Source organism: Serratia sp. PL7 (genome assembly GCF_945957435.1).
In genome coordinates this window covers 17,663-38,065 of sequence record NZ_CAMFLB010000016.1, presented here as the reverse complement: position 1 = coordinate 38,065, position 20,403 = coordinate 17,663, and the positions used below count along the sequence as shown (strand labels likewise).

Here is a 20,403-nt window from a genome sequence, read left to right as displayed (position 1 = left end):
CAGCGTTAGGCGGTAAAAATCAATGTTGCCAATAGTGAGGTAATGGCAAGGAGGGGTAATCATCCGTAACAGGATTTTTCATGGGGGAGGAGATGGGAGGATGAGAGAACGACGATGCGCGGCGAAAGTTCCCGGCATAAGGCAAATCTGTGATCTTCCTTGCAAAAATAGCCCTGCCTTTTAGTGTCCGACACCACAGAATAGGGCGGTTTGCTAGCTGGATCACACTACTCAGGCATGGGGCGTAGACGGGGGGAGGATGAGAACACAGCGGGTTGTGACCCACTATTAGCGCGTAACCGCTCTCCTTACCGCAGTCCCCACAGAAGGATTGGATTTATGAATCGCACAATGACAACAACCGTACGCACGCTGGCGCTTTCAGCATTAACGACGCTGGTGCTCTCCTCCTCCGCTTTCGCCAAAATAGAAGAAGGCAAACTGGTTATCTGGATCAACGGCGATAAAGGCTATAACGGCCTGGCCGAGGTAGGTAAAAAGTTTGAGAAAGACACCGGCATCAAAGTGACCATCGAACACCCGGACAAACTGGAAGAGAAGTTCCCGCAGGTTGCCGCTACCGGTGACGGCCCGGATATCATCTTCTGGGCTCACGACCGTTTTGGGGGCTACGCGCAATCGGGCCTGTTGGCAGAAATCCACCCTTCCAAAGCCTTCCAGGAAAAAATCTATCCGTTCACCTGGGATGCGGTACGCTTTGACGGCAAGCTGATCGGTTACCCGATCGCGGTGGAAGCCCTGTCGCTGATTTATAACAAAGACCTGATCAAAGAAGCGCCAAAAACCTGGGAAGAGATCCCGGCGCTGGATAAAGAGCTGCGCGCCAAAGGCAAAAGCGCCATCATGTGGAACCTGCAAGAACCCTACTTCACCTGGCCAGTTATTGCCGCCAATGGCGGTTATGCCTTCAAGTTTGAAGATGGCAAATACAACATCAAAGACGTGGGCGTAGCCAACGCCGGTTCACAGGCTGGCCTGCAGTTCATCGTCGATCTGGTGAAAAACAAGCACATCAACGCCGATACCGACTACTCGATTGCCGAAGCCGCCTTCAACAAGGGCCAGACGGCGATGACCATCAACGGGCCTTGGGCCTGGACCAACATCGAGCAAAGCAAAATCAACTATGGCGTCACGCTGCTGCCAACCTTCCAGGGCAAACCGTCCAAGCCGTTCGTTGGCGTGCTGACCGCAGGCATCAACGCCGCCAGCCCTAACAAAGAACTGGCGACCGAGTTCCTGGAGAACTACCTGATTACCGATCAGGGCCTGGCTGACGTTAACAAAGATAAACCGTTGGGTGCCGTGGCGCTGAAATCGTTCCAGGAACAGCTGGCAAAAGATCCGAAGATTGCCGCCACCATGCAGAACTCACAAAACGGCGAAATCATGCCAAACATCCCGCAGATGAGTACCTTCTGGTATGCAATGCGTAGCGCCGTGATCAACGCCATCACAGGCCGCCAGACGGTGAAAGCCGCACTGGAAGATGCTCATACCCGTATCACCAAGTAATACCCTGGCCATTGGCGGGCTGTGATGCCCGCCTTTGCCCTGCTGTGTGAGAGGCCGCTGGTCTCTCGCGGTAACACCTGAAAGGAAAGCCCTATGCAACTTGCTCACGCCGGAACACCCGCGCGAAAAAAATCGAAGTGGTGGCAGAGTGACATACTGAAATGGCTGATTGTCGGCCTGTTCAGCCTGGTGACCTGCTATCTGATTGTGGTGATGTATGCACAGGGAGAATATCTGTTCGCCATCCTGACGCTGGTGTTGGTCAGTGCAGGACTCTACGTGTTCGCCAACCGCCGTGCCTATGCCTGGCGCTACGTCTATCCTGGCGTCGCCGGAATGGGGCTGTTCGTCCTGTTCCCGCTGATTTGCACCATCGCCATCGCCTTTACCAACTACAGTAGCACCAACCAGCTGACCTTCGAACGCGCTCAGTCGGTGCTGATGCAACGCCAATTCCAGACCGGTAAAACCTTCACCTTTGGACTGTATCCGGCAGAAAACCAACAGTGGCGTTTGCAGTTAACTCATCCAGATAGCGGCCAACTACTGATATCCGCGCCGTTTAGCCTCAACGCCAGTGAGCCACAAACGTTGAAATTGGCGGTTGAAAGCGCTGAACCCGCCGGTGAGCGCGCTACGCTGCGCGTGATCACCCAGAATCGCCAGACGCTGAGCCAGATTGTTGCCATCCTGCCAGAAGGTGGCGAGTTGCGCATGAGCTCCCTGCGCCAGTTCTCCGGCACCAGCCCGTTGTACACGCTAGCCAAAGACGGCAGCACGCTGACCGATAACCAGACCCAGGTACAATATCGCCCTAACCCGGAGATCGGTTTTTATCAGGCCGTTAACGCCGAGGGCCATTGGGCGACCGACACCCTCAGCCCGGGTTATACCGTCACCATCGGCTGGAAAAACTTCTTACGGGTGCTCAACGATGAAGGCATCCAGAAGCCGTTTATCTCCATCTTTGTCTGGACCATTATTTTCTCGGTGATGACCGTGATCCTCACCGTGGCCGTAGGCATGGTGCTGGCCTGCGTGGTGCAGTGGGAAGCGCTGAAAGGCAAAGCGGTGTATCGGGTATTACTGATCCTGCCCTACGCGGTGCCTTCGTTTATTTCCATTCTGATTTTCAAAGGGTTATTTAACCAGAGCTTCGGTGAAATCAACCTGATGCTCAACGCGCTGTTCGGCATTAAACCGGCCTGGTTCACCGATCCACTCACCGCCAAAAGCATGATCCTGGTCGTCAATACCTGGCTGGGTTATCCGTACATGATGATCCTGTGTATGGGCCTGCTGAAAGCCATTCCCGACGATCTGTATGAAGCCTCGGCAATGGACGGCGCCAGCCCGATGCAGAATTTTTTCCGTATCACCCTGCCGCTGCTGATCAAGCCGTTGACGCCGCTGATGATTGCCAGCTTTGCCTTCAACTTTAACAACTTCGTGCTAATCCAACTGCTGACCCGCGGCGGACCAGACATGATCGGCACCACCACACCGGCCGGCTATACCGATCTGTTGGTGAGCTACACCTATCGCATCGCGTTTGAAGGCGGTGGGGGTCAGGACTTCGGGCTGGCGGCGGCCATTGCCACGCTGATTTTCCTGTTGGTTGGCGCACTGGCGATCCTGAACCTGAAAGCCAGCAAAATGAACTTTGACTAAGGGAGAACGACAATGGCCATGGTGCAACCCAAATCCCAGCGCGTACGCCTGTGGATCACCCATATTCTGATGCTGAGCTTTATTGCCCTGATCATGTTCCCGTTGCTGATGGTGGTGGCGATTTCGCTACGCTCCGGTAACTTTGCCACCGGCAGTCTGATCCCGGATCAAATCTCTTGGGATCACTGGCGGCTGGCGCTAGGGATGAGCGTTACCCAGGCGGATGGCAGCGTCACTCCACCGCCTTTCCCTGTACTGTTATGGCTGTGGAACTCGATTAAAGTCGCGGCGATCACCGCAGTGGGGATCGTGACGCTCTCTACCACCTGTGCCTACGCCTTTGCCCGCATGCGTTTTCGTGGCAAAAGTACCCTGCTGAAAAGCATGCTGATCTTCCAGATGTTCCCGGCAGTGCTGTCTTTGGTCGCACTGTATGCCCTGTTCGATCGTCTGGGGCAGTACATTCCGTTTATCGGCCTCAATACCCATGGCGGTGTGATATTCGCCTATATGGGCGGTATTGCGCTGCACGTCTGGACCATTAAAGGCTACTTCGAAACCATCGATAACTCGTTGGAAGAAGCCGCCGCCCTGGACGGTGCCACGCCTTGGCAAGCGTTCCGCCTGGTGCTGCTGCCCCTTTCAGTCCCGATCCTGGCGGTGGTGTTTATTCTGTCGTTTATCGCGGCGATCACCGAGGTGCCAGTAGCTTCACTGTTGTTACGCGACGTAAACAGCTACACGCTGGCCGTCGGCATGCAGCAATATCTGAATCCGCAGAACTATCTATGGGGTGACTTTGCCGCCGCAGCGGTGTTGTCCGCCATTCCGATCACTGCAGTATTCCTGCTGGCGCAGCGCTGGTTGGTCGGTGGCCTGACGGCGGGAGGGGTGAAAGGTTAATTTATGCCACTGCAATACGTTTGATGTACTTTGTTTCTCTCTATGAACTGTGTCTTTGGCGGCCTTCGCTGGGCCGCCATTTTTATGGTTACTCCCGCTTCAGCCGATCGGTATTGGCCAGATACAAGGTCACCACCAGTAATAATATGGCGCCGGAATAAACCAGCGTGTCGAAAGGGTTCTCATGATCAACGATGATCAAACGAATAATCGCGGTGATGCCAATATAGATAAAGTAGCGTAGCGGGAAGTGATAGCCCGACTCAAAGTATTTAACAATCAAGGCAATAAATTCGAAGTAGAGGAAATAAATCACGATCCCCTCAATCAGCTGGTACGAAGAAGACTCCTCGTTACTGACGAATAATACTTTCGCCAAATGAAAGGTTTCTTTGACCAAAAAAACTACCAGAATCGCCGCCAATAGCAGCAACCCCACGTTTAGTACCCGCTGTAGCCCTTTTGCGATCATCAATGATCGTGATGTTTTTGCCATGACTTCTCCCGTCGTTCGGCCAGTTATAAGTGCAGAAATTCCTAATGGGCTTTTTCCTAAAGTTGCCCTGAGGGTTTATCTTCAGGCGAACCACCCTATTTTCAATCAGTTGCATGAATTGATTACGCTTGTATATATTTGTAGCAAATTGAAATGTCCTCTATCATGGGCGCAGCCTCAGGCATTATGCCTCTAAATTCCCGTAATCTAGAAAGGAACTTTCATGCGAGCTAAACTCCACGCACTGGTCGCGGCAGGCCTTTTCACCTGTTCGTTTGCCAGCTACGCCGGCGGACTGGTGACTCCTGATAACGATCTGCGCAATGACCTCGCCTGGTTATCCGATCGCGGTGTGATTAACGTCAGCCTGTCTACCTGGCCGCTAAGCCAGGAAGAGATCAACTCGGTGCTGGCGCAAGCCAAACCGGTGACCAACACAGAAAAAACCGTCATTGACCGCGTACAGCGCCGGGTGGGTGACTTAAAAGCCAATATTACCGTCACCGGTTATACCTCTACCGACAAGCCTGGCACGCCGCAGGGCTTCGGTCAGAGTCACTATGCCGACAGCAGCCTGACCATCGGCGCCGGGGCCAACGGCGAGTTCTGGGACGTGCGTCTGCAAGGTGCCGTGGAAGGCGATCAGCGCGTCTCCGATGGTTCCAAATTCAACCTGAACGGCTCATACGGTGCCATCAAAGTGTGGAACCAGTGGCTGTCATTCGGTGAAGTCTCTCAATGGTGGGGTCCTGGCTATGACGGCAGCCTGATCCGTTCCGACGCGGCACGCCCGGTGGCTGGCTTTATGCTGCAACGTGCCGATCAATCCCCGTTTGAAACGCCTTGGCTGTCCTGGATTGGTCGTTGGCAATATCAGCTCACCGCAGGTCAACTGTCACAATATACCGCAGTACCTAACACCAAACTGATCGGTGGCCGTCTGACCATGATGCCAACCGACTTCCTGGAACTGGGTGCCTCACGCATTATGCAGTGGGGTGGCGATGGTCGTCCGCAGTCCTTCAGCTCATTCTGGGATGGTTTTATCGGCCGCGATAACGACGACTCCGGCCAAGGTAACGATCCGGGCAACCAGCTTGCCGGTTTCGACTTCAAGCTGAAAATGCAGCCGTTGATCGGTATGCCGGTCAGCCTGTATGGCCAGTTGGTGGGGGAAGATGAAGCCGGCTACCTGCCATCACAAAACACCTACCTGCTCGGCCTGGAAGGTCACCCAGAGTGGGGCCCAACCGTTATCAACTGGTATATCGAAGGGGCTGATACCCGCGCAGATATGAGCCGTAAGGGTTATGTGTATAACCACTACACCTATAAAGACGGTTACTACCAGCAGGGTTACCCGCTGGGTCACGCTATGGGCGGTGACGGGCAAATGCTGTCCGGCCGTGTCGAACTGGTGCTGGACGATGGCCAGCGCTGGAGCACTCGCCTGGTGTATGCCAAGGTGAACCCGCTGAACCAGAGCATCAACCAGGCATTCCCGAAATCTGACACGCTGAAAGGCATTCAGTTGGGTTGGGGTTATAACTTCGCTTCACAAGTGAAGTTTGATACCAGCCTGTGGTACACCGATAACAACAACAGCACCGCCGATGACGTGGGTGCCGGTGTCAGCATGGCAGTACCAATCAATCTGTGATCCCTACAGATATCAAAAAACCCGCCGCGGCGGGTTTTTTATTGGCGGCTATTCAGAGCAACTTAACGCCAGGCTTTAAAGCGATTGATCAAACCGTTGGTTGAGGTGTCGTGGCTGGTCACCGCTTCTTTACCCGCCAGTTCCGGCAGAATACGGTTAGCCAGCTGTTTACCCAGCTCTACGCCCCATTGGTCGAAGGTGAAGATATTGAGGATCGCGCCCTGGGTGAAGATCTTGTGCTCATACAGGGCAATCAGGCTACCCAGGCTGAACGGGGTGATCTCACGCAGCAGGATGGAGTTGGTTGGGCGGTTGCCTTCAAACACTTTGAATGGGGCAACGTGCTTGACCTCTTCCGGCGTTTTACCCTGTGCGGCGAACTCTTCCTCAACCACGTCCAGAGATTTACCGAACGCCAGCGCTTCTGTCTGTGCGAAGAAGTTCGACAGCAGTTTGGCGTGGTGGTCGCTCAATGGATTATGGCTGATGGCCGGAGCGATAAAGTCGCAAGGCACCAGCTTGGTCCCCTGATGGATCAGCTGATAGAACGCATGTTGGCCGTTGGTGCCTGGTTCACCCCAGATAATCGGGCCGGTCTGGTAATCTACCGGATTGCCGTTACGGTCAACGTATTTGCCGTTAGACTCCATGTTGCCCTGTTGGAAATAAGCGGCAAAACGGTGCATATACTGGTCGTACGGCAGGATCGCTTCGGTCTCTGCGCCGAAGAAATTGTTGTACCAGATACCGATCAGCGCCAACAGCACCGGCAGGTTTTGCTCGGCAGGCGTCTGGGCAAAGTGCTTGTCCATCTCATGCGCACCGCTCAGCAGCTGCTCGAAGTTTTCAAAACCCAAAGACAGCGCGATAGACAGGCCGATTGCCGACCACAGAGAGTAACGGCCCCCCACCCAGTCCCAGAATTCGAACATATTGTCGGTGTCGATACCAAACTCGGCCACCGCTTTACCGTTGGTAGACAGCGCGGCGAAGTGTTTCGCGACGTGCTGCTGATCGCCAGCGGTGCTCAGGAACCAGTCGCGCGCGCTGTGGGCGTTGGTCATGGTTTCCTGAGTCGTGAAGGTTTTAGACGCCACCAGGAACAGCGTAGTCGCCGGATCCAACGGTTTTAGCGTTTCGGCGATATGGGTGCCGTCTACGTTGGAAACAAAGTGCATGTTCAGGTGGTTTTTATAGGGGCGCAGCGCTTCGGTTGCCATATAAGGGCCGAGATCTGAGCCGCCGATGCCGATGTTGACCACGTCGGTAATCGGTTTGCCGGTGTAACCTTTCCAGTCGCCGCCAATGACGCGGTCGCAGAACTGTTTCATCTTCGCCAGCACCGCATTGACTTCTGGCATCACGTCCTTGCCATCAACAATGATTGGCGTGTTGCTGCGGTTACGCAGGGCAACATGCAGCACGGCACGATCTTCCGTACGGTTGATTTTCTCACCGGAGAACATCGATTTGATCGCGCTTTGCAGGTCGGTTTCTTTCGCCAGTGCCTGCAGCTTCTCCAGGGTTTCTGCGGTGATGCGGTTTTTGGAGTAATCCACCAGCATCTGATCGTTGAAAGTGGCAGAGAACTTGGAGAAACGCTCACTATCCTGAGCAAACAGGTCACGGATCTGGACGTCTTTGATTTGTTCGAAATGTTGCTGCAGGGCTTGCCAAGCAGCGGTTTGACTAGGATTGATATTTTTCATAGCGGCGCTCTTATGCTTGAGAATGAATATGAGGTGATGGACCGATTGTAGCCTGTTCGCCTGTGATTATGATCTCTTTTCTTGCGATAGGCGTTAACTCTCAGACCGCCGCACCCCATTTTTACCTTTCCACAACAATCTGCTGATATTTCACCTAACAGCCTGTTATCACAACGCTGAAACGTCCCTCTCACCACGCTTTTCTCTTGATGCGCAGTCCGCAATATTCGGTCGCTCTGCTCCCCGCTGAGCGCAGATGAAAATCCCTCAGCGTCTTCCCGTTGACAGTAGCCAATAAACCCGTTATTCCTAACAGCCTACTTGCACATCCACTGTGCAAGCCAGAAGAGGCGCGTCGCCCAGGTAGAGTGTCAGAGGAGCCATTATCCGATGACGGCACTGGAGGGGGAGCGACGCCGAGGCGAGATGCTTACGGCAACCATCACGTCGGCTACAGGGGCTGAATCCCCTGAGTTGTCACCATGGGCTGCTCTGAATGAGCAGTCAGCAAGGTGGGGCGCTTCTGGGTGTATCGTAGCCTCAACCTCTACGCCTGCTCCCTGTTTACCGCTCTTCCCTTGTGCCAAGGCTTATGGAAATTAAATGCCAATTTGAATGGCGTCCCTGACACGAGGTTTTACATGACTCAAGCAGCACCCCAAAACGCAACCGTAGTAGCCAAATTCGGCGGCACCAGCGTGGCCGATTTCGAGGCGATGAATCGCAGCGCCGACGTGGTTCTTTCCAATCCCGATGTCCGCTTGGTGGTTCTGTCCGCCTCTGCCGGTATCACCAACCTGTTGGTGGCCCTGGCCGAAGGCTGCGACACCGACAAGCGCAACGAACAACTGGCCGAAATCCGCCGCATTCAATACGCCATTCTCGATCGCCTCGATAACCCGATGGTGGTTCGCGAAGAAATCGACCGCATGCTGGAAAATATCACCACGCTGTCGGAAGCCGCTGCGCTGGCCACCTCAGCCGCACTGACCGATGAACTGGTTAGCCATGGCGAGCTGATGTCTACCCTGCTGTTTGTGGAAATTCTGCGCGATCGTAAGGTACAGGCAGAATGGTTCGATGTGCGTAAAGTGATGCGTACCGACGACCATTTCGGCCGCGCCGTGCCGGACAGCGCCGCGCTGACCGAGTTGGCTCAAACCCTGTTGAAGCCGCGCCTGCAACAGGCGTTGGTGATCACCCAGGGCTTTATCGGCTGCGAACCCAAAGGCCGTACCACTACGCTGGGCCGTGGTGGCAGTGACTTTACTGCGGCCCTGCTGGGTGAAGCATTAAACGTCAGCCGCGTGGATATCTGGACTGATGTTCCGGGTATTTATACCACCGACCCACGCGTGGTGCCTGCCGCCAAACGTATCGATAAAATTGCCTTTGAAGAAGCGGCGGAAATGGCCACCTTCGGTGCCAAAGTACTGCACCCGGCCACTCTGCTACCTGCCGTGCGCAGCAACATCCCGGTCTTTGTCGGCTCAAGCAAAGATCCTGCCGCGGGTGGCACGCTGGTGTGCAATACCACGGAAAACCCGCCGCTATTCCGCGCGCTTGCCTTACGCCGCAAGCAAACCCTGCTGACGCTGCACAGCCTGAACATGTTGCATGCACGCGGCTTCCTGGCCGAGGTGTTCAACATTCTGGCCCGGCATAATATCTCGGTCGATCTGATCACTACTTCTGAAGTCAGCGTGGCATTAACCATGGATACCACCGGTTCCACCACCACTGGCGGCAGCCTGTTAACCACCTCTCTGCTCACCGAACTGTCCTCGCTGTGCCGGGTGGAAGTGGAAGAAAATCTGGCCCTGGTCGCCCTGATCGGCAACAAGCTGTCACAGGCCTGCGGCGTCGGTAAAGAGGTGTTCGGCGTACTGGATCCGTTCAATATCCGCATGATCTGTTACGGAGCCAGCAGCTATAACCTGTGCTTCCTGGTGCCAGGCGATGATGCGGAGCGCGTGGTACAAACGCTGCATCACAATCTGTTTGAGTAAGCTCCTCACCCTAACCCTCTCCTTTAGTGAGAGGGCACTGAACGTGCCACAGGTTAATATCTGCACCTACCTGTAGCCCCCTCTCCCCACCACAGTACAACAGGCATCCCTGGACGCCATATCGGGAGAGGGCCGGGTGAGGGGAGATCGATTGGCCTGAACTGAATCTACAGAGGCCCAGCGCACTGGGCCCACCACAACACACACCCGTTCAATATTGGCAAAGGATAACCCCTCTCATGCTGGCAAAAATCACACGCTTATTCCCATTATGGGCCGTGCTGCTGTCCATTGCGGCCTACTACACCCCGTCGACCTTTACCGGTATCAGCCCTTACGTCAGTACGCTGCTGATGCTGATCATGTTTGCCATGGGCGTCACCCTGCGCCTGGATGACTTCAAGCGTGTTCTGTCGCGTCCCGGTCCGGTAGCGGCGGGGATCTTCCTGCATTACCTGATTATGCCGCTGGCCGCCTGGCTGCTGGCGATGCTGTTCCGTATGCCGCCGGATCTCTCCGCCGGTATGGTGCTGGTAGGCAGCGTAGCCAGCGGCACCGCCTCCAACGTGATGATCTATCTGGCTAAAGGCGATGTCGCCCTGTCAGTGACCATTTCGGCCGTTTCTACGCTGGTTGGTGTCTTTGCCACCCCACTGCTGACACGCCTGTATGTCGATGCAAAAATCAGCGTGGATATCATGGGGATGTTATTCAGCATTCTGCAGATCGTGGTGATCCCGATTGGGCTGGGCCTGATCGTCCACCACAGCTTCACCAAAACCGTCAAGCGGGTTGAACCCTATCTACCAGCCCTGTCGATGGTGTGTATTGTGGCGATCATCAGTGCGGTGGTCGCGGGTAGCCAGAGTCATATTGCCTCGGTAGGCTTTGTGGTGATTATTGCGGTGATCCTGCATAACGGGATTGGGTTATTGAGCGGCTACTGGGGTGGGAAACTGTTTGGGTTCGATGAGTCCACCTGCCGTACGCTGGCCATTGAAGTCGGTATGCAAAACTCCGGACTGGCGGCAACGCTGGGCAAGATCTACTTCTCACCACTGGCCGCGCTGCCGGGTGCATTGTTCTCGGTGTGGCACAACCTCTCCGGCTCACTGCTGGCAGGTTACTGGTCAGGTCGCCCGATCAAGAAACAGGATTAATAGCAAACAGGCTCACAAGGGGCGTAGCATGTGGCGCCCCTACGGTCGACTTTGTCATCAATCTGAGGGCCATTAACGGCCCTTCATTCACTATGGCGTTCTAGGACTTTCCTCCCAGTCACGGTCATCGTCTTTCTCATCCTGATCAAGCGCGTTATAGGCCACCGCGCAGAACAGCGAGTTAAGCCGCTTCATATCCCCCAACAACGCCAGATGCAGCGAGCTGGTTTCGATACTTTGCACGTTTTGCTGATGCAGGCGATCGACGTGCGCATGGGCGTAACGACGATCCAGAATGCGGAAACGGTGCTTGGAGCGGCGTAACCGCTTGGCACTGGTGATATCACCGGAGAGAAACACCGACAGGCTAAGGCGCAGATTGTCAGTCAACTTTTCATGCAGTTGGTCCAGCTCGGCCAGACCTTCGGCGGAGAACGAACTGCGCGCGCCATGTGATTGATCCGCCACATCACTAGCCATACGTTCGATAATATCGCCAGCCTGCTCCAGGTTGAGGGCCATTTCGATGATCTCTGCCCAACGGCGCGAATCCGCCTCTCCCAGGTCTTCCTTCTGGATCTGCGCCAGGTAGAGTTTGATGGCGGTATACAACACGTGAACGTCATCGTCCAGACGGCGAACTTCTTTGGCCTGGATGCGCTTACCATGCAATACCTCATGGTGCAGGATCATCATATGTTCTATTACGTCCCCCATCCGCAGGGTTTCGCGCGCCGCATTAGCCAGTGCCAAACTTGGCGTATCCAGGGCACTGACGTCGAGGTGGCGTGGCCGCAAACGGGGATCTTCCGTAGGAGCATCGACGATCCACGTTTCGCACAGGCGCGCCATCGGCCCTGACAACGGCACCTGTAGCAGACAACGCACCAGGTTGTAGAACATGTGGAAATAGATCACCAACTCTTCTGCATTACCAGGCAGCCGCTCAATACCGTGCGCAATCAGGGAAACAAACGGCAGCACCAGCGCACTGCCCAACAGTTTGAACAACAGGCTACCCAGCGCCACGCGACGTCCTGCGGCATTCTGGCCGCTGGTGTTCAACATCACCAACAGGCCGCTGCCCAGGTTGGCACCAATCACCAGGCACAGCGCCACCTGTAGAGAAATCACGCCCGAGGCGGTCAACGTCGCGGTTAACAACACCGCTGCCAGGCTGGAATAGCTGATAATGGCAAACAGGGCACCGATCAGCGCGTCAAGCATCACATCGCCGGTCAATGACGAGAAAATCACTTTGACGCCATAGCCCTGGGTGATCGGCGTAGCGGCGGCCACAATCAGTTCCAGCGCCAATACAATCAGGCCAAGACCAATGGCGACTCGGCCCATCTGACCTACGCGGGTTTGCTTGCGGCTAAGGAATAAAATCACGCCGACAAAAATCAGCAGCGGCGAAAGCCAGGAGAGATTGAACGTCAGCACCCGCGCCATGATCGCCGTGCCAACATCGGCCCCCAGCATAATCACCAGCGCAGGCCCAAGACCCACCAGCCCTTGAGCCACAAAAGAAGAAACCAGCAACGCCGTCGCATTACTACTTTGCACCAACGCGGTTACGCCAATACCTGCCACAAAGGCCAGCGGTTTTTTCTCTATGCTGCTGCTCAGAACCTGGCGCAAATTGGCACCATAGACCCGCATAATGCCGGTACGAACGATGTGAGTTCCCCATACCAGCATGGCAATGGCGGAAAGCAGATTAAGAAGGGTCAACACGGAAGGCTCACTCCATTGACGCCCGGCAGGCACCACAGGCTATCCCGCCTGCCAGACGCCAGTTAAGCAGGACAGCGGCAAATCGCTTATTGCTATCAAGAAGGAATATCCAGAGGGGGAGCTATCAATCATTGCGATAGCGAAATGATGCAACTACCCGGAATATAACAGTTTCCAATTGTAGCCTAATTTGGTTGCCCTCGGGCGAAAATTGGCCACAAACGCGCAAAAACTGTGCAATATCAATGAACTCTGACAGACGAGTGTTATTCTAATCGTCACACTTCAACCCTTGGTAAACAGAGCTGATGGAACACCCTGGTTTTGCAGCCATTATCGTTGGCGGCGGCGTTGCGGGCTGCACTGCAGCGCTATTATTGGCACGCGCGGGCATCAGTACTTTGTTACTGGAGCGGGGTACTCAGGCGGGCAGTAAAAACGTTAGCGGTGGCAGGTTATACTCCCATGTCCTGGCCAATCTGCTGCCGAATTTTGCCGCTACCGCCCCTCTGGAACGTCATATCACCCAAGAAAGACTCTCAATGGTGAGCGGCAATAGCGCGGTGACACTCGATTATCGCCATACCTTGCCGTGTTCCTACAGCCTGCTGCGCGCCCGTTTCGATCCCTGGCTGATGGCGCAGGCGGAGGCCGCCGGGGCGCAATGCCTGACCGGAACACAGGTCGATGAACTGATCGTGCAGCAAGACCGGGTGGTCGGCGTTATGACGGCGGGTGAAGCGTTATACGCCAATACGGTGATCCTGGCAGAAGGGGCCAATACGCTGCTTGGCGAGCATGCAGGATTGCAGCCAAAGCCACCAGCAGCAACGATGGCGATCGGCGTGAAAGAGGTGTTGGCACTGCCGCGCGAACGGTTGGAAGAGCGTTTCGCACTGGAGAATAACCAAGGTTGCGCCTGGCTGTTCGCTGGCCAGCCCACGCAAGGGAAAATCGGCGGGGGTTTCCTATATACCAACCGCGATAGCCTGTCGCTCGGCGTGGTGTGCAATCTTTCCAGCCTCACAGAAAGTAAAATCGCCCTGCCGCAGATGCTGCAACAGTTCAAACAGCACCCTGCCGTGCGGCCATTGCTGAAAAATACCGAGTTACGGGAGTACAGCGCCCATCTGATCCCCGAAGGGGGAGCGGAAAGCATGCCACCGCTGTTTGGCCCTGGCTATCTGCTGGTCGGCGATGCAGCCCGGTTATGTATCAATACCGGGCATACCGTGCGAGGTATGGATCTGGCAATGCTATCGGCACAGGCAGCAGCGGAAACCTTGATTGCCGGGCAAGAGTTGCAGCATTATCCCCTACGGTTACGGCAAAGTTCGCTCTGGGCGCTGGTCCAGCAGTATCGGCGTCTGCCGGAGATGATGTTGCAATCGCCCCATTGGTTTAGCCGTTACCCGCAGTTGGCAGCCGACGTGCTGCAAGAGATGTTTGAGGTCAATGGAAATGCCCCTACGCCGTTGCGTAAGCTACTATGGCGCCACGCGCGCCGCATCGGCCTGAAGCAATTACTGAAAGATACCGTCAATGGAATGCGCAGCCTATGAACCAGCCCGATCTCAGCCACAACCATTATCAGGGGGATCACGCCGATCCACACATCATCCTGGCCGATGCACAGGATCGTACGATGCTGATGCGTTTGGTGATCGCCTGCCCCGCCGGGCTGTACCAGTTCCAGCCGGATGGCAGCCTGCGTTTCGACGTACAGGGTTGCCTGGAATGCGGTACCTGCCGCCTGCTATGTGGGGAAGAAACCATCACCCGTTGGCGCTATCCGCAGGCGGGCAACGGGATTGAGTTCCGCTTCGGTTAAAGGGCGTTGGCCAGAGCCTCTAGCACCTCGTGCATATCACCCACAATTCCTACGTCAGCCTGGGCAAAAATGGCCGCCTGCGGATCCTGGTTGATCGCCACAATCAGCTTGCTATGGCGAATACCGATGGCGAACGCCGGAGCACCAGAAACCCCAGCAGCAATGCACACTTCGGGAGCAATGATGGCACCGGACATGCCCAGCAAGCGATCCATCTCGCACCAGGCGTTCATCACTACCGGCCTGCTGGCGGCCAACTCTGCGCCCATGTTGGTCGCTAACTGCTGCATCTGGACAACCTGCTGGACACTGCCAACCCCTTCCCCGATGGCCAGTACATAGCGCGCCCGGCTCAGCGGTGACGCTGCGGGTTGCGGTGAACACGCCGAGGCCAGTATCCACTCGGCATCGGGTATATTGGCTGGCTCAAAGCGTCTGGCTGCCACCGGGCCTGGCACTATTTCAACGTTTACCGCACTGCTTCGGGCCACGCTCAGGCACCAAGGTTCCCGTACCATCGCCAGTTCGGCGGTGAGATTGTTGCCATAGACGGCTTTGGTTACCCGGCATTCACTGCCGTTAATTTGCGCCTGTTCCACCGCACAACAGGCAGAACCGCCACTCCGGCAGGCCAGACGCGTGGCCAACTCGCCACCTTCATCGCCAGCAAACAGCAGTAATCGCGGTGCGAAAGCTTGCCGCATCTGCTCCAATACCGCTAATCGCGTCTCTGCCAGCCGGGGAGCGCTAACCCAACGTATTTGAGCCACCTCGCCGTCCAGGCGTGGCAGACTCTGTGGCACCTCATCGCTGAATAGCCAGAGCTCCAGGCTCTCTGCAGCAAGCTCGCTCAGCCGCAAGAACTGATTAATCTGGCTGGCCTGCGTTGGAAAGTTGGGGGCATCCGCATCCAATATCAGTGCAATATTCATCATGGCCACCGTTCACCGAGATAATCCTGGCACAACCGCTGCACTTTCTGCTCCACGCTGTCCCCCTCAATCACTACCCCGGCGCGACGATGCTCCACATAGCTTAAGCCACACAATTGCACATCACTGACGGGTTGCTCCGCTATTGCCAGGTCGGTGGGTGACAGACGTTGGACCTGCCGTTTACCCGCCGCCAGCTTCTGCTTTAACGTGGGAACGCGTAACGCACTCGCCTGTTGCGAGTTCCCCACCACCAGCACTAAAGGAGGCATCACCGTCATCACCTCCTGCCCGTAAGCCGTTTGCCGAGTAACCCGTAAGGCCCTCACTTCTTCTGCCGCAGCTAATTGGCAAACGCCGGTGATACAGGGCCAGCCGAGGCGTTCTGACAACAGCAAAGGCGTTTGGCTATTTTGCCCTTCCAGGCTTTGCGCCCCCATGACGATCACCTGTTGGGATCCCATATGCTGCTGATAGGACGCGATTAGGGCGGCAACCGTTGCAGGGTTAAAACGCAGATCCCACTCCGCAGGAGGCTCAATGCGTACCGCCTGCTGATATTCCAGTGCCATCAGTTGTTTCAGCGCCGGTTCGGCCATAGCATCGGCCACCGTCAAGACGCTCAGGTTAAGTTCCCTCTCATCACGTAGCATCAGCACCATTTCCGCCGCGCTTTCGTCATAGCCGCTTAACAGACGCCGGGCAAATCGGGTATCAATCTGCAACCGCTCATCGGGTTGCCAATCGCTTTTTGCCAACATGCCCAGATCCGGTGCGACCTTAATCGCCAACAGCAGGTTCATCCGTTTCTCCTGTCAGTGGGCGATTAACGGCTTTACCGAGGAGGCGCCCACCAGCGTCATATCCTTGGTTTCCGGTGCCCACATGATTGAGACCACCGCCCCCAGTACCAATACGCCCGTCAGGATCAGCATGGTGCCTTGCAGCCCCAACGAAAGCATCGACAGCGGCAGCAAAGCGGTGCCGATGGCCGAACCAAGCCGGCTCATTGAAGTGGCAAAACCCACCCCCAGTGAACGAATATCGGTTGGGAAACTTTCTGCCGGGAACACCCCAACCAGATTACTGACCGCCGAAATCGTCAGCGTAAAGATGGCAAACAGCAACAGCATCATCCCCTGCCCCGGCGGCACAAAGGCCAATGCCCCCAGGCTGGCAGCCAGGATCCAGAACGCACCGATCAGGAAGCGACGACGCGGTAGCCATTGGGTAAAGCCAATCCCCATCAAGGCCCCCACCATCAGCAGGCCATTGAGCAGCAGGTCGGTAGCAAAGCTTTGGTTCTGCCCCAGGGAGGTAAGGATAGAAGGCAGGAAGGTATAGATAGCGAAATAAGGGATCACCAGACAGACAAAAAACAGGCTGTTGAACGCGGTGCGTCGCCAGTAACGCGGCGAAAATAAGGTGTGTATATGACGTGCGGTTTCGACCGGAATTTCGTCATTGAGGATCACCTGCGGACCAAAGCAGCGCTGCACCACCAGATGAGCCTCGGCGATGCGCCCTTTGCGCATCAGCCAGCGTGGCGACTCTGGCGTTCCAATGCGTAATAGCATAATCAATAACGCAGGCACCGCGCTTGAGGCCAACAGCCAGCGCCAGGACTCCGGCCCCAGATCGGCAAGGAAATGGCCAGCAAATCCGGCGGCGACGTAGCCTAACGTCCAGATCACGCTAAAGGAACCCAGCAGGACGCCACGATGCTTACGCGGAGCAAACTCGGCCAGCATGGTATGGCCTACGGCGTAATCGCCCCCTAGCCCGATCCCGACCAATACCCGTAGCCAGAACAGCTGTTCCGGCGTAGTGGCGAAAAATTGCATCACGGAAGCCAACGTGATGATGACAAAACTGAAGCTGAAAATTTTCTGACGGCCAATATGGTCGGAAACCCAACCCAATACCAGGCTGCCAAGGAACAGGCCAATCAGTGCCGAGCTGCCGATCATTCCTTCCCAAAACGGCGTCAGCCCCATCTGCGGCTTGAGCTGGGCCAACGCAAAGCCGATCACTCCCAATACATAGCCATCGGTGAGGTGAGCGCCAAAGGTTAACCCCGCCATTTTGCAGTGAAAAGCGTTAAGCGGAATATCATCCATGCGCACTTGCCGAGGCAGCCGTGTTGTCATCGTTACCCCCCAATGACTGTGCGAAAGGCCCGGCAAGCCGGGCCAGATAGGATTGTTATTTTTCAATCGGATAAATGGTGCCGGTGTTCATGATGCCATTCGGGTCGTACACCTCTTTCAGCGCCTTGAGGATGTAGTAGGCACTGCCGTGTTCATCCTTGGTCCAGTGCACACGGTGTTTACCGATGCCGTGGTGATGCACCATCGAACCGCCCTGCTTGATGGTCTCCTCCACGATGATTTTATTCAGTGGATTGTGATACTTGTCGATCTCTTCTTCCGGCTTGCAGTCCACCACGTTGTAGTCATACACAAAGTACATGTTGGTGCCGTTGATGTAGCTGTGTGACGAGTGGCCGCCCAGCATAGTGATATCACCGGCATGTGGGAACTCATCGCGGATGCGGCGGATCACATTCTCGTAAATCGCATTGATACAGCCCCAGTCGCCGGAAACCTCGGTAGTGAAGCCCATATTGTTGGTCTTCATGATCTGTACACGTTCCGCCGCCACTTTTTCCGGGCCCCAGTTCAGATTGTTGAACCAGGCTTCAATCAGCTTGCTGTCGACCTTTTTACATTCCGGATAGCGTTTAACGATCTCATCAATCCCCGTGCCGGTCGCCTGCGCAATCCCTTTGGCCCCTTCGGCCATAAAGATCAGTACGCATTTGCCTTCGGCAAAGTGGGTAAAATGCTGGGTCCCGTCTTCTGCGTCATACAAACGGGCAATGGAAGGACGATAGCCTTCAACCATCACTTCCCGCAGGATATCGAAACCGGTTGGCATGTTATCGAGGATGTAACCGTAGAACAGGTTATTTTCCGGCATGTATTTGAAGATTTTCACCGTCACTTCGGTGATAAAACACAACGCCCCTTCGTTACCGATAATCACATGGCGGATATCTGGGCCAGCGGCCCGGCGTGGCACGTTTTTAATCCGGGTGATGTTGCCGTTCGGAAATACCGCTTCCAGCCCAACCACCATGTCTTCGATCGCGCCGTACAGCGTAGAGAACTGGCCGATACTGCGTGTTGCCACCAGGCCCCCCATCTGGGCCAACGGTTTGGACTGCGGAGAGTGGCCGGTCGTATAACCCTGGACACGCAATTGATTTTCCAACACTTCCAGCGGTACGCCGCACTGTGCCGTGGCCTGCATATTGCGGATATCAATGTTGATGACCTTATTCATTCCCGAGCCATCCAGCACCACGGAATTCTTCACTACCGTTTCCAGCCCGCCCTCGGTGGCCGAAGCCCCGGTGCGCGGTACGCCAGTAATGCCGTGCTTATTCATAAACGCCAACACATCGGACACTTGCTGAGTGTCGGCCAATTTAACCACGGCGGCAGGCAGTGGCTGGGTAAACACGCCATGAATATCAGCATATTTTCGGAAACGGTCTACGCTGTTTTTCTGCAGCACTTTTTCGTCGGTAATCACCCGCTCTGGGCCAACAAGTTCTTTTAACTGAACAACAATTTCTTCACGGGACAGAGACATAAATAACCCTTCCTAAATTAAGAATAGATAAAATCGGCTTAAGTAAAATTAAAAGGAACCACCCATTAATTTAGCGAACCAAATAACCACCATCGACAACCAATAAATGGCCATTAACATAATCAGAGGCTCGACTGGCTAAAAACACCATCGCCCCCATTAGATCCTGCGTTTCCCCCCAACGATTAGCCGGAATATGGTCAAGAACACGCTTATTCGTTTCTGGATTTTTACGCGTTTCGACCGTAATATCTGTCGCATAATAGCCCGGTGCAATGCCATTCACCTGTATATTGTATTGCCCTAATTCATCGCAATAGGCCTTGGTAAAACCTGCCAACGCATGCTTAGTGGCAGAATAAGCCGGTGACCATTGGCCGCCCAGATAAGAGAACAGGGAACAGATATTAATTATTTTCCCCTGCTTTTTCGGGATCATGATTTTTGCCGCTTCATAGCTCAATTCAAAGGCTGCGGTCAGGTTGATATCGATCATCGGATCCCAGTCTGCGCGGCCAAAATCCAGCACCTTATTCAGCTTACAAATACCGGCGTTGTTCACCAGGATGTCCACCGAGCCGAAGGTCTCCAGACACTGGGCAATCACTCTGGCAGGCGCGCCTTTCTCAGTAATGTCCACCTGCATAAACTCAACTTTCACCCCTTGCTGCTCAATCATTTCGCGGGTTTCGCCCTTATCCATGATAAAGCTTGGAATGAACAGGTTGGCACCAGCTTTGGCCAACGCCATGGCAAATGCCTGCCCCAGACCGCTGTTGCCACCGGTGACGATCGCAGTTTTGCCTTTTAGCGAGAAGAAATCTAACGAGAACTCATTTAACGCGTTTATTGACATGATTTTGCCCCTTGGTCTGGAAAAAACGCAAAAAAAAGAGAAAAGCAACCTCCCTGCACTTGGCAGAGAAGTTACTTTTCTCTTCATCTCTAGTAACTGGCAAAAAAAATAACACATAGGGTCAAGGTTATTCCGTGACGCCTATCACAGTTTCATTTTTTACCGGATCGAATTGATATTAAAATTTATTTATTTCGCAGTAACTCGGTGAATTACTACGCGATCAGATCCCACCTAATG

General features: G+C 54.9%; 17 protein-coding genes and 1 riboswitch. Of the genes, 8 read left to right on the top strand and 9 right to left on the bottom strand.

Annotated elements, in window-relative coordinates; all coding sequences use genetic code 11:
* The first annotated feature begins 339 nt into the window (after positions 1–339).
* The 3 genes from malE (at position 340) to malG (ending at position 4,110) form a co-directional block, all read left to right on the top strand.
* A complete protein-coding gene (gene malE, locus N6G83_RS37490; protein ID WP_024528018.1) occupies positions 340–1,536 on the top strand; it encodes a maltose/maltodextrin ABC transporter substrate-binding protein MalE in 1,197 nt (398 codons plus the stop codon).
* Between the two features lie 93 nt (positions 1,537–1,629).
* Positions 1,630–3,207 (top strand): maltose ABC transporter permease MalF, encoded by a 1,578-nt coding sequence (malF, locus tag N6G83_RS37485; protein WP_024528019.1) that lies wholly within the window; start codon positions 1,630–1,632, stop codon positions 3,205–3,207.
* A gap of 12 nt (positions 3,208–3,219) precedes the next feature.
* Complete coding sequence (malG, locus tag N6G83_RS37480; RefSeq protein WP_024528020.1) at positions 3,220–4,110, top strand: maltose ABC transporter permease MalG; 891 nt, start codon at positions 3,220–3,222, stop codon at positions 4,108–4,110.
* A gap of 88 nt (positions 4,111–4,198) precedes the next feature.
* Here malG and psiE read toward each other — a convergent pair whose 3' ends face one another.
* Complete coding sequence (gene psiE / locus N6G83_RS37475) at positions 4,199–4,582, bottom strand: phosphate-starvation-inducible protein PsiE (RefSeq protein WP_260524119.1); 384 nt, start codon at positions 4,580–4,582, stop codon at positions 4,199–4,201.
* Positions 4,464–4,721 (bottom strand): hypothetical protein, encoded by a 258-nt coding sequence (locus tag N6G83_RS37470; protein WP_260524121.1) that lies wholly within the window; start codon positions 4,719–4,721, stop codon positions 4,464–4,466. The genes psiE and N6G83_RS37470 overlap by 119 nt, the downstream gene beginning before the upstream one ends.
* A 108-nt stretch (positions 4,722–4,829) precedes the next feature.
* Here N6G83_RS37470 and N6G83_RS37465 point away from each other — a divergent pair, with 108 nt between their 5' ends.
* Positions 4,830–6,266 (top strand): capsule assembly Wzi family protein, encoded by a 1,437-nt coding sequence (locus tag N6G83_RS37465; RefSeq protein WP_024528021.1) that lies wholly within the window; start codon positions 4,830–4,832, stop codon positions 6,264–6,266.
* Positions 6,267–6,328: 62 nt separating this feature from the next.
* On the opposite strand, the gene pgi is transcribed toward N6G83_RS37465, so the two are convergent.
* Complete coding sequence (gene pgi / locus N6G83_RS37460) at positions 6,329–7,975, bottom strand: glucose-6-phosphate isomerase (protein WP_024528022.1); 1,647 nt, start codon at positions 7,973–7,975, stop codon at positions 6,329–6,331.
* A 337-nt stretch (positions 7,976–8,312) separates the two neighbouring features.
* Positions 8,313–8,506: riboswitch (Lysine riboswitch) on the top strand.
* 110 nt (positions 8,507–8,616) lie between these two features.
* Between pgi and lysC the strand changes: the two genes are divergently transcribed.
* Both lysC and panS read left to right on the top strand, forming a co-directional pair.
* Positions 8,617–9,984, top strand: coding sequence for a lysine-sensitive aspartokinase 3 (gene lysC / locus N6G83_RS37455; protein WP_024528023.1), 1,368 nt, complete (start codon positions 8,617–8,619; stop codon positions 9,982–9,984).
* Positions 9,985–10,223: 239 nt separating this feature from the next.
* Positions 10,224–11,144, top strand: a complete 921-nt coding sequence (panS, locus tag N6G83_RS37450; RefSeq protein ID WP_024528024.1) for a ketopantoate/pantoate/pantothenate transporter PanS — start codon at positions 10,224–10,226, stop codon at positions 11,142–11,144.
* 90 nt (positions 11,145–11,234) lie between these two features.
* On the opposite strand, the gene N6G83_RS37445 is transcribed toward panS, so the two are convergent.
* Complete coding sequence (locus tag N6G83_RS37445) at positions 11,235–12,884, bottom strand: Na/Pi cotransporter family protein (protein ID WP_024528025.1); 1,650 nt, start codon at positions 12,882–12,884, stop codon at positions 11,235–11,237.
* A gap of 308 nt (positions 12,885–13,192) precedes the next feature.
* On the opposite strand from N6G83_RS37445, the gene N6G83_RS37440 reads away from it, so the two are divergent.
* Both N6G83_RS37440 and N6G83_RS37435 read left to right on the top strand, forming a co-directional pair.
* Positions 13,193–14,446, top strand: coding sequence for an FAD-dependent oxidoreductase (locus N6G83_RS37440; RefSeq protein ID WP_024528026.1), 1,254 nt, complete (start codon positions 13,193–13,195; stop codon positions 14,444–14,446).
* Positions 14,443–14,715 carry a 4Fe-4S dicluster domain-containing protein gene (locus N6G83_RS37435; RefSeq protein ID WP_024528027.1) on the top strand — a complete coding sequence of 91 codons (273 nt, stop codon included), beginning with the start codon at positions 14,443–14,445 and terminating at the stop codon, positions 14,713–14,715. Before N6G83_RS37440 ends, N6G83_RS37435 begins: the two co-directional genes overlap by 4 nt.
* Here the strand turns inward: N6G83_RS37435 and N6G83_RS37430 are convergent.
* The 5 genes from N6G83_RS37430 to N6G83_RS37410 all read right to left on the bottom strand — a co-directional run bounded on the left by N6G83_RS37430 (position 14,712) and on the right by N6G83_RS37410 (position 20,163).
* The gene (locus N6G83_RS37430; protein WP_199062688.1) at positions 14,712–15,650 is read right to left on the bottom strand and encodes an electron transfer flavoprotein subunit alpha/FixB family protein; all 939 of its coding nucleotides are present in this window, start codon (positions 15,648–15,650) and stop codon (positions 14,712–14,714) included. The genes N6G83_RS37435 and N6G83_RS37430 overlap by 4 nt on opposite strands.
* A complete protein-coding gene (locus N6G83_RS37425) occupies positions 15,647–16,450 on the bottom strand; it encodes an electron transfer flavoprotein subunit beta/FixA family protein (RefSeq protein ID WP_024528029.1) in 804 nt (267 codons plus the stop codon). The genes N6G83_RS37430 and N6G83_RS37425 overlap by 4 nt, the downstream gene beginning before the upstream one ends.
* Positions 16,451–16,462: 12 nt before the next feature.
* The gene (locus tag N6G83_RS37420; protein WP_024528030.1) at positions 16,463–17,797 is read right to left on the bottom strand and encodes an MFS transporter; all 1,335 of its coding nucleotides are present in this window, start codon (positions 17,795–17,797) and stop codon (positions 16,463–16,465) included.
* Between the two features lie 55 nt (positions 17,798–17,852).
* The gene (locus tag N6G83_RS37415) at positions 17,853–19,307 is read right to left on the bottom strand and encodes an FAD-binding oxidoreductase (protein WP_024528031.1); all 1,455 of its coding nucleotides are present in this window, start codon (positions 19,305–19,307) and stop codon (positions 17,853–17,855) included.
* 70 nt (positions 19,308–19,377) lie between these two features.
* Positions 19,378–20,163: an SDR family oxidoreductase gene (locus tag N6G83_RS37410; protein WP_024528032.1), complete on the bottom strand. Its 786-nt coding sequence runs from the start codon at positions 20,161–20,163 to the stop codon at positions 19,378–19,380.
* Between the last annotated feature and the right edge of the window lie 240 nt (positions 20,164–20,403).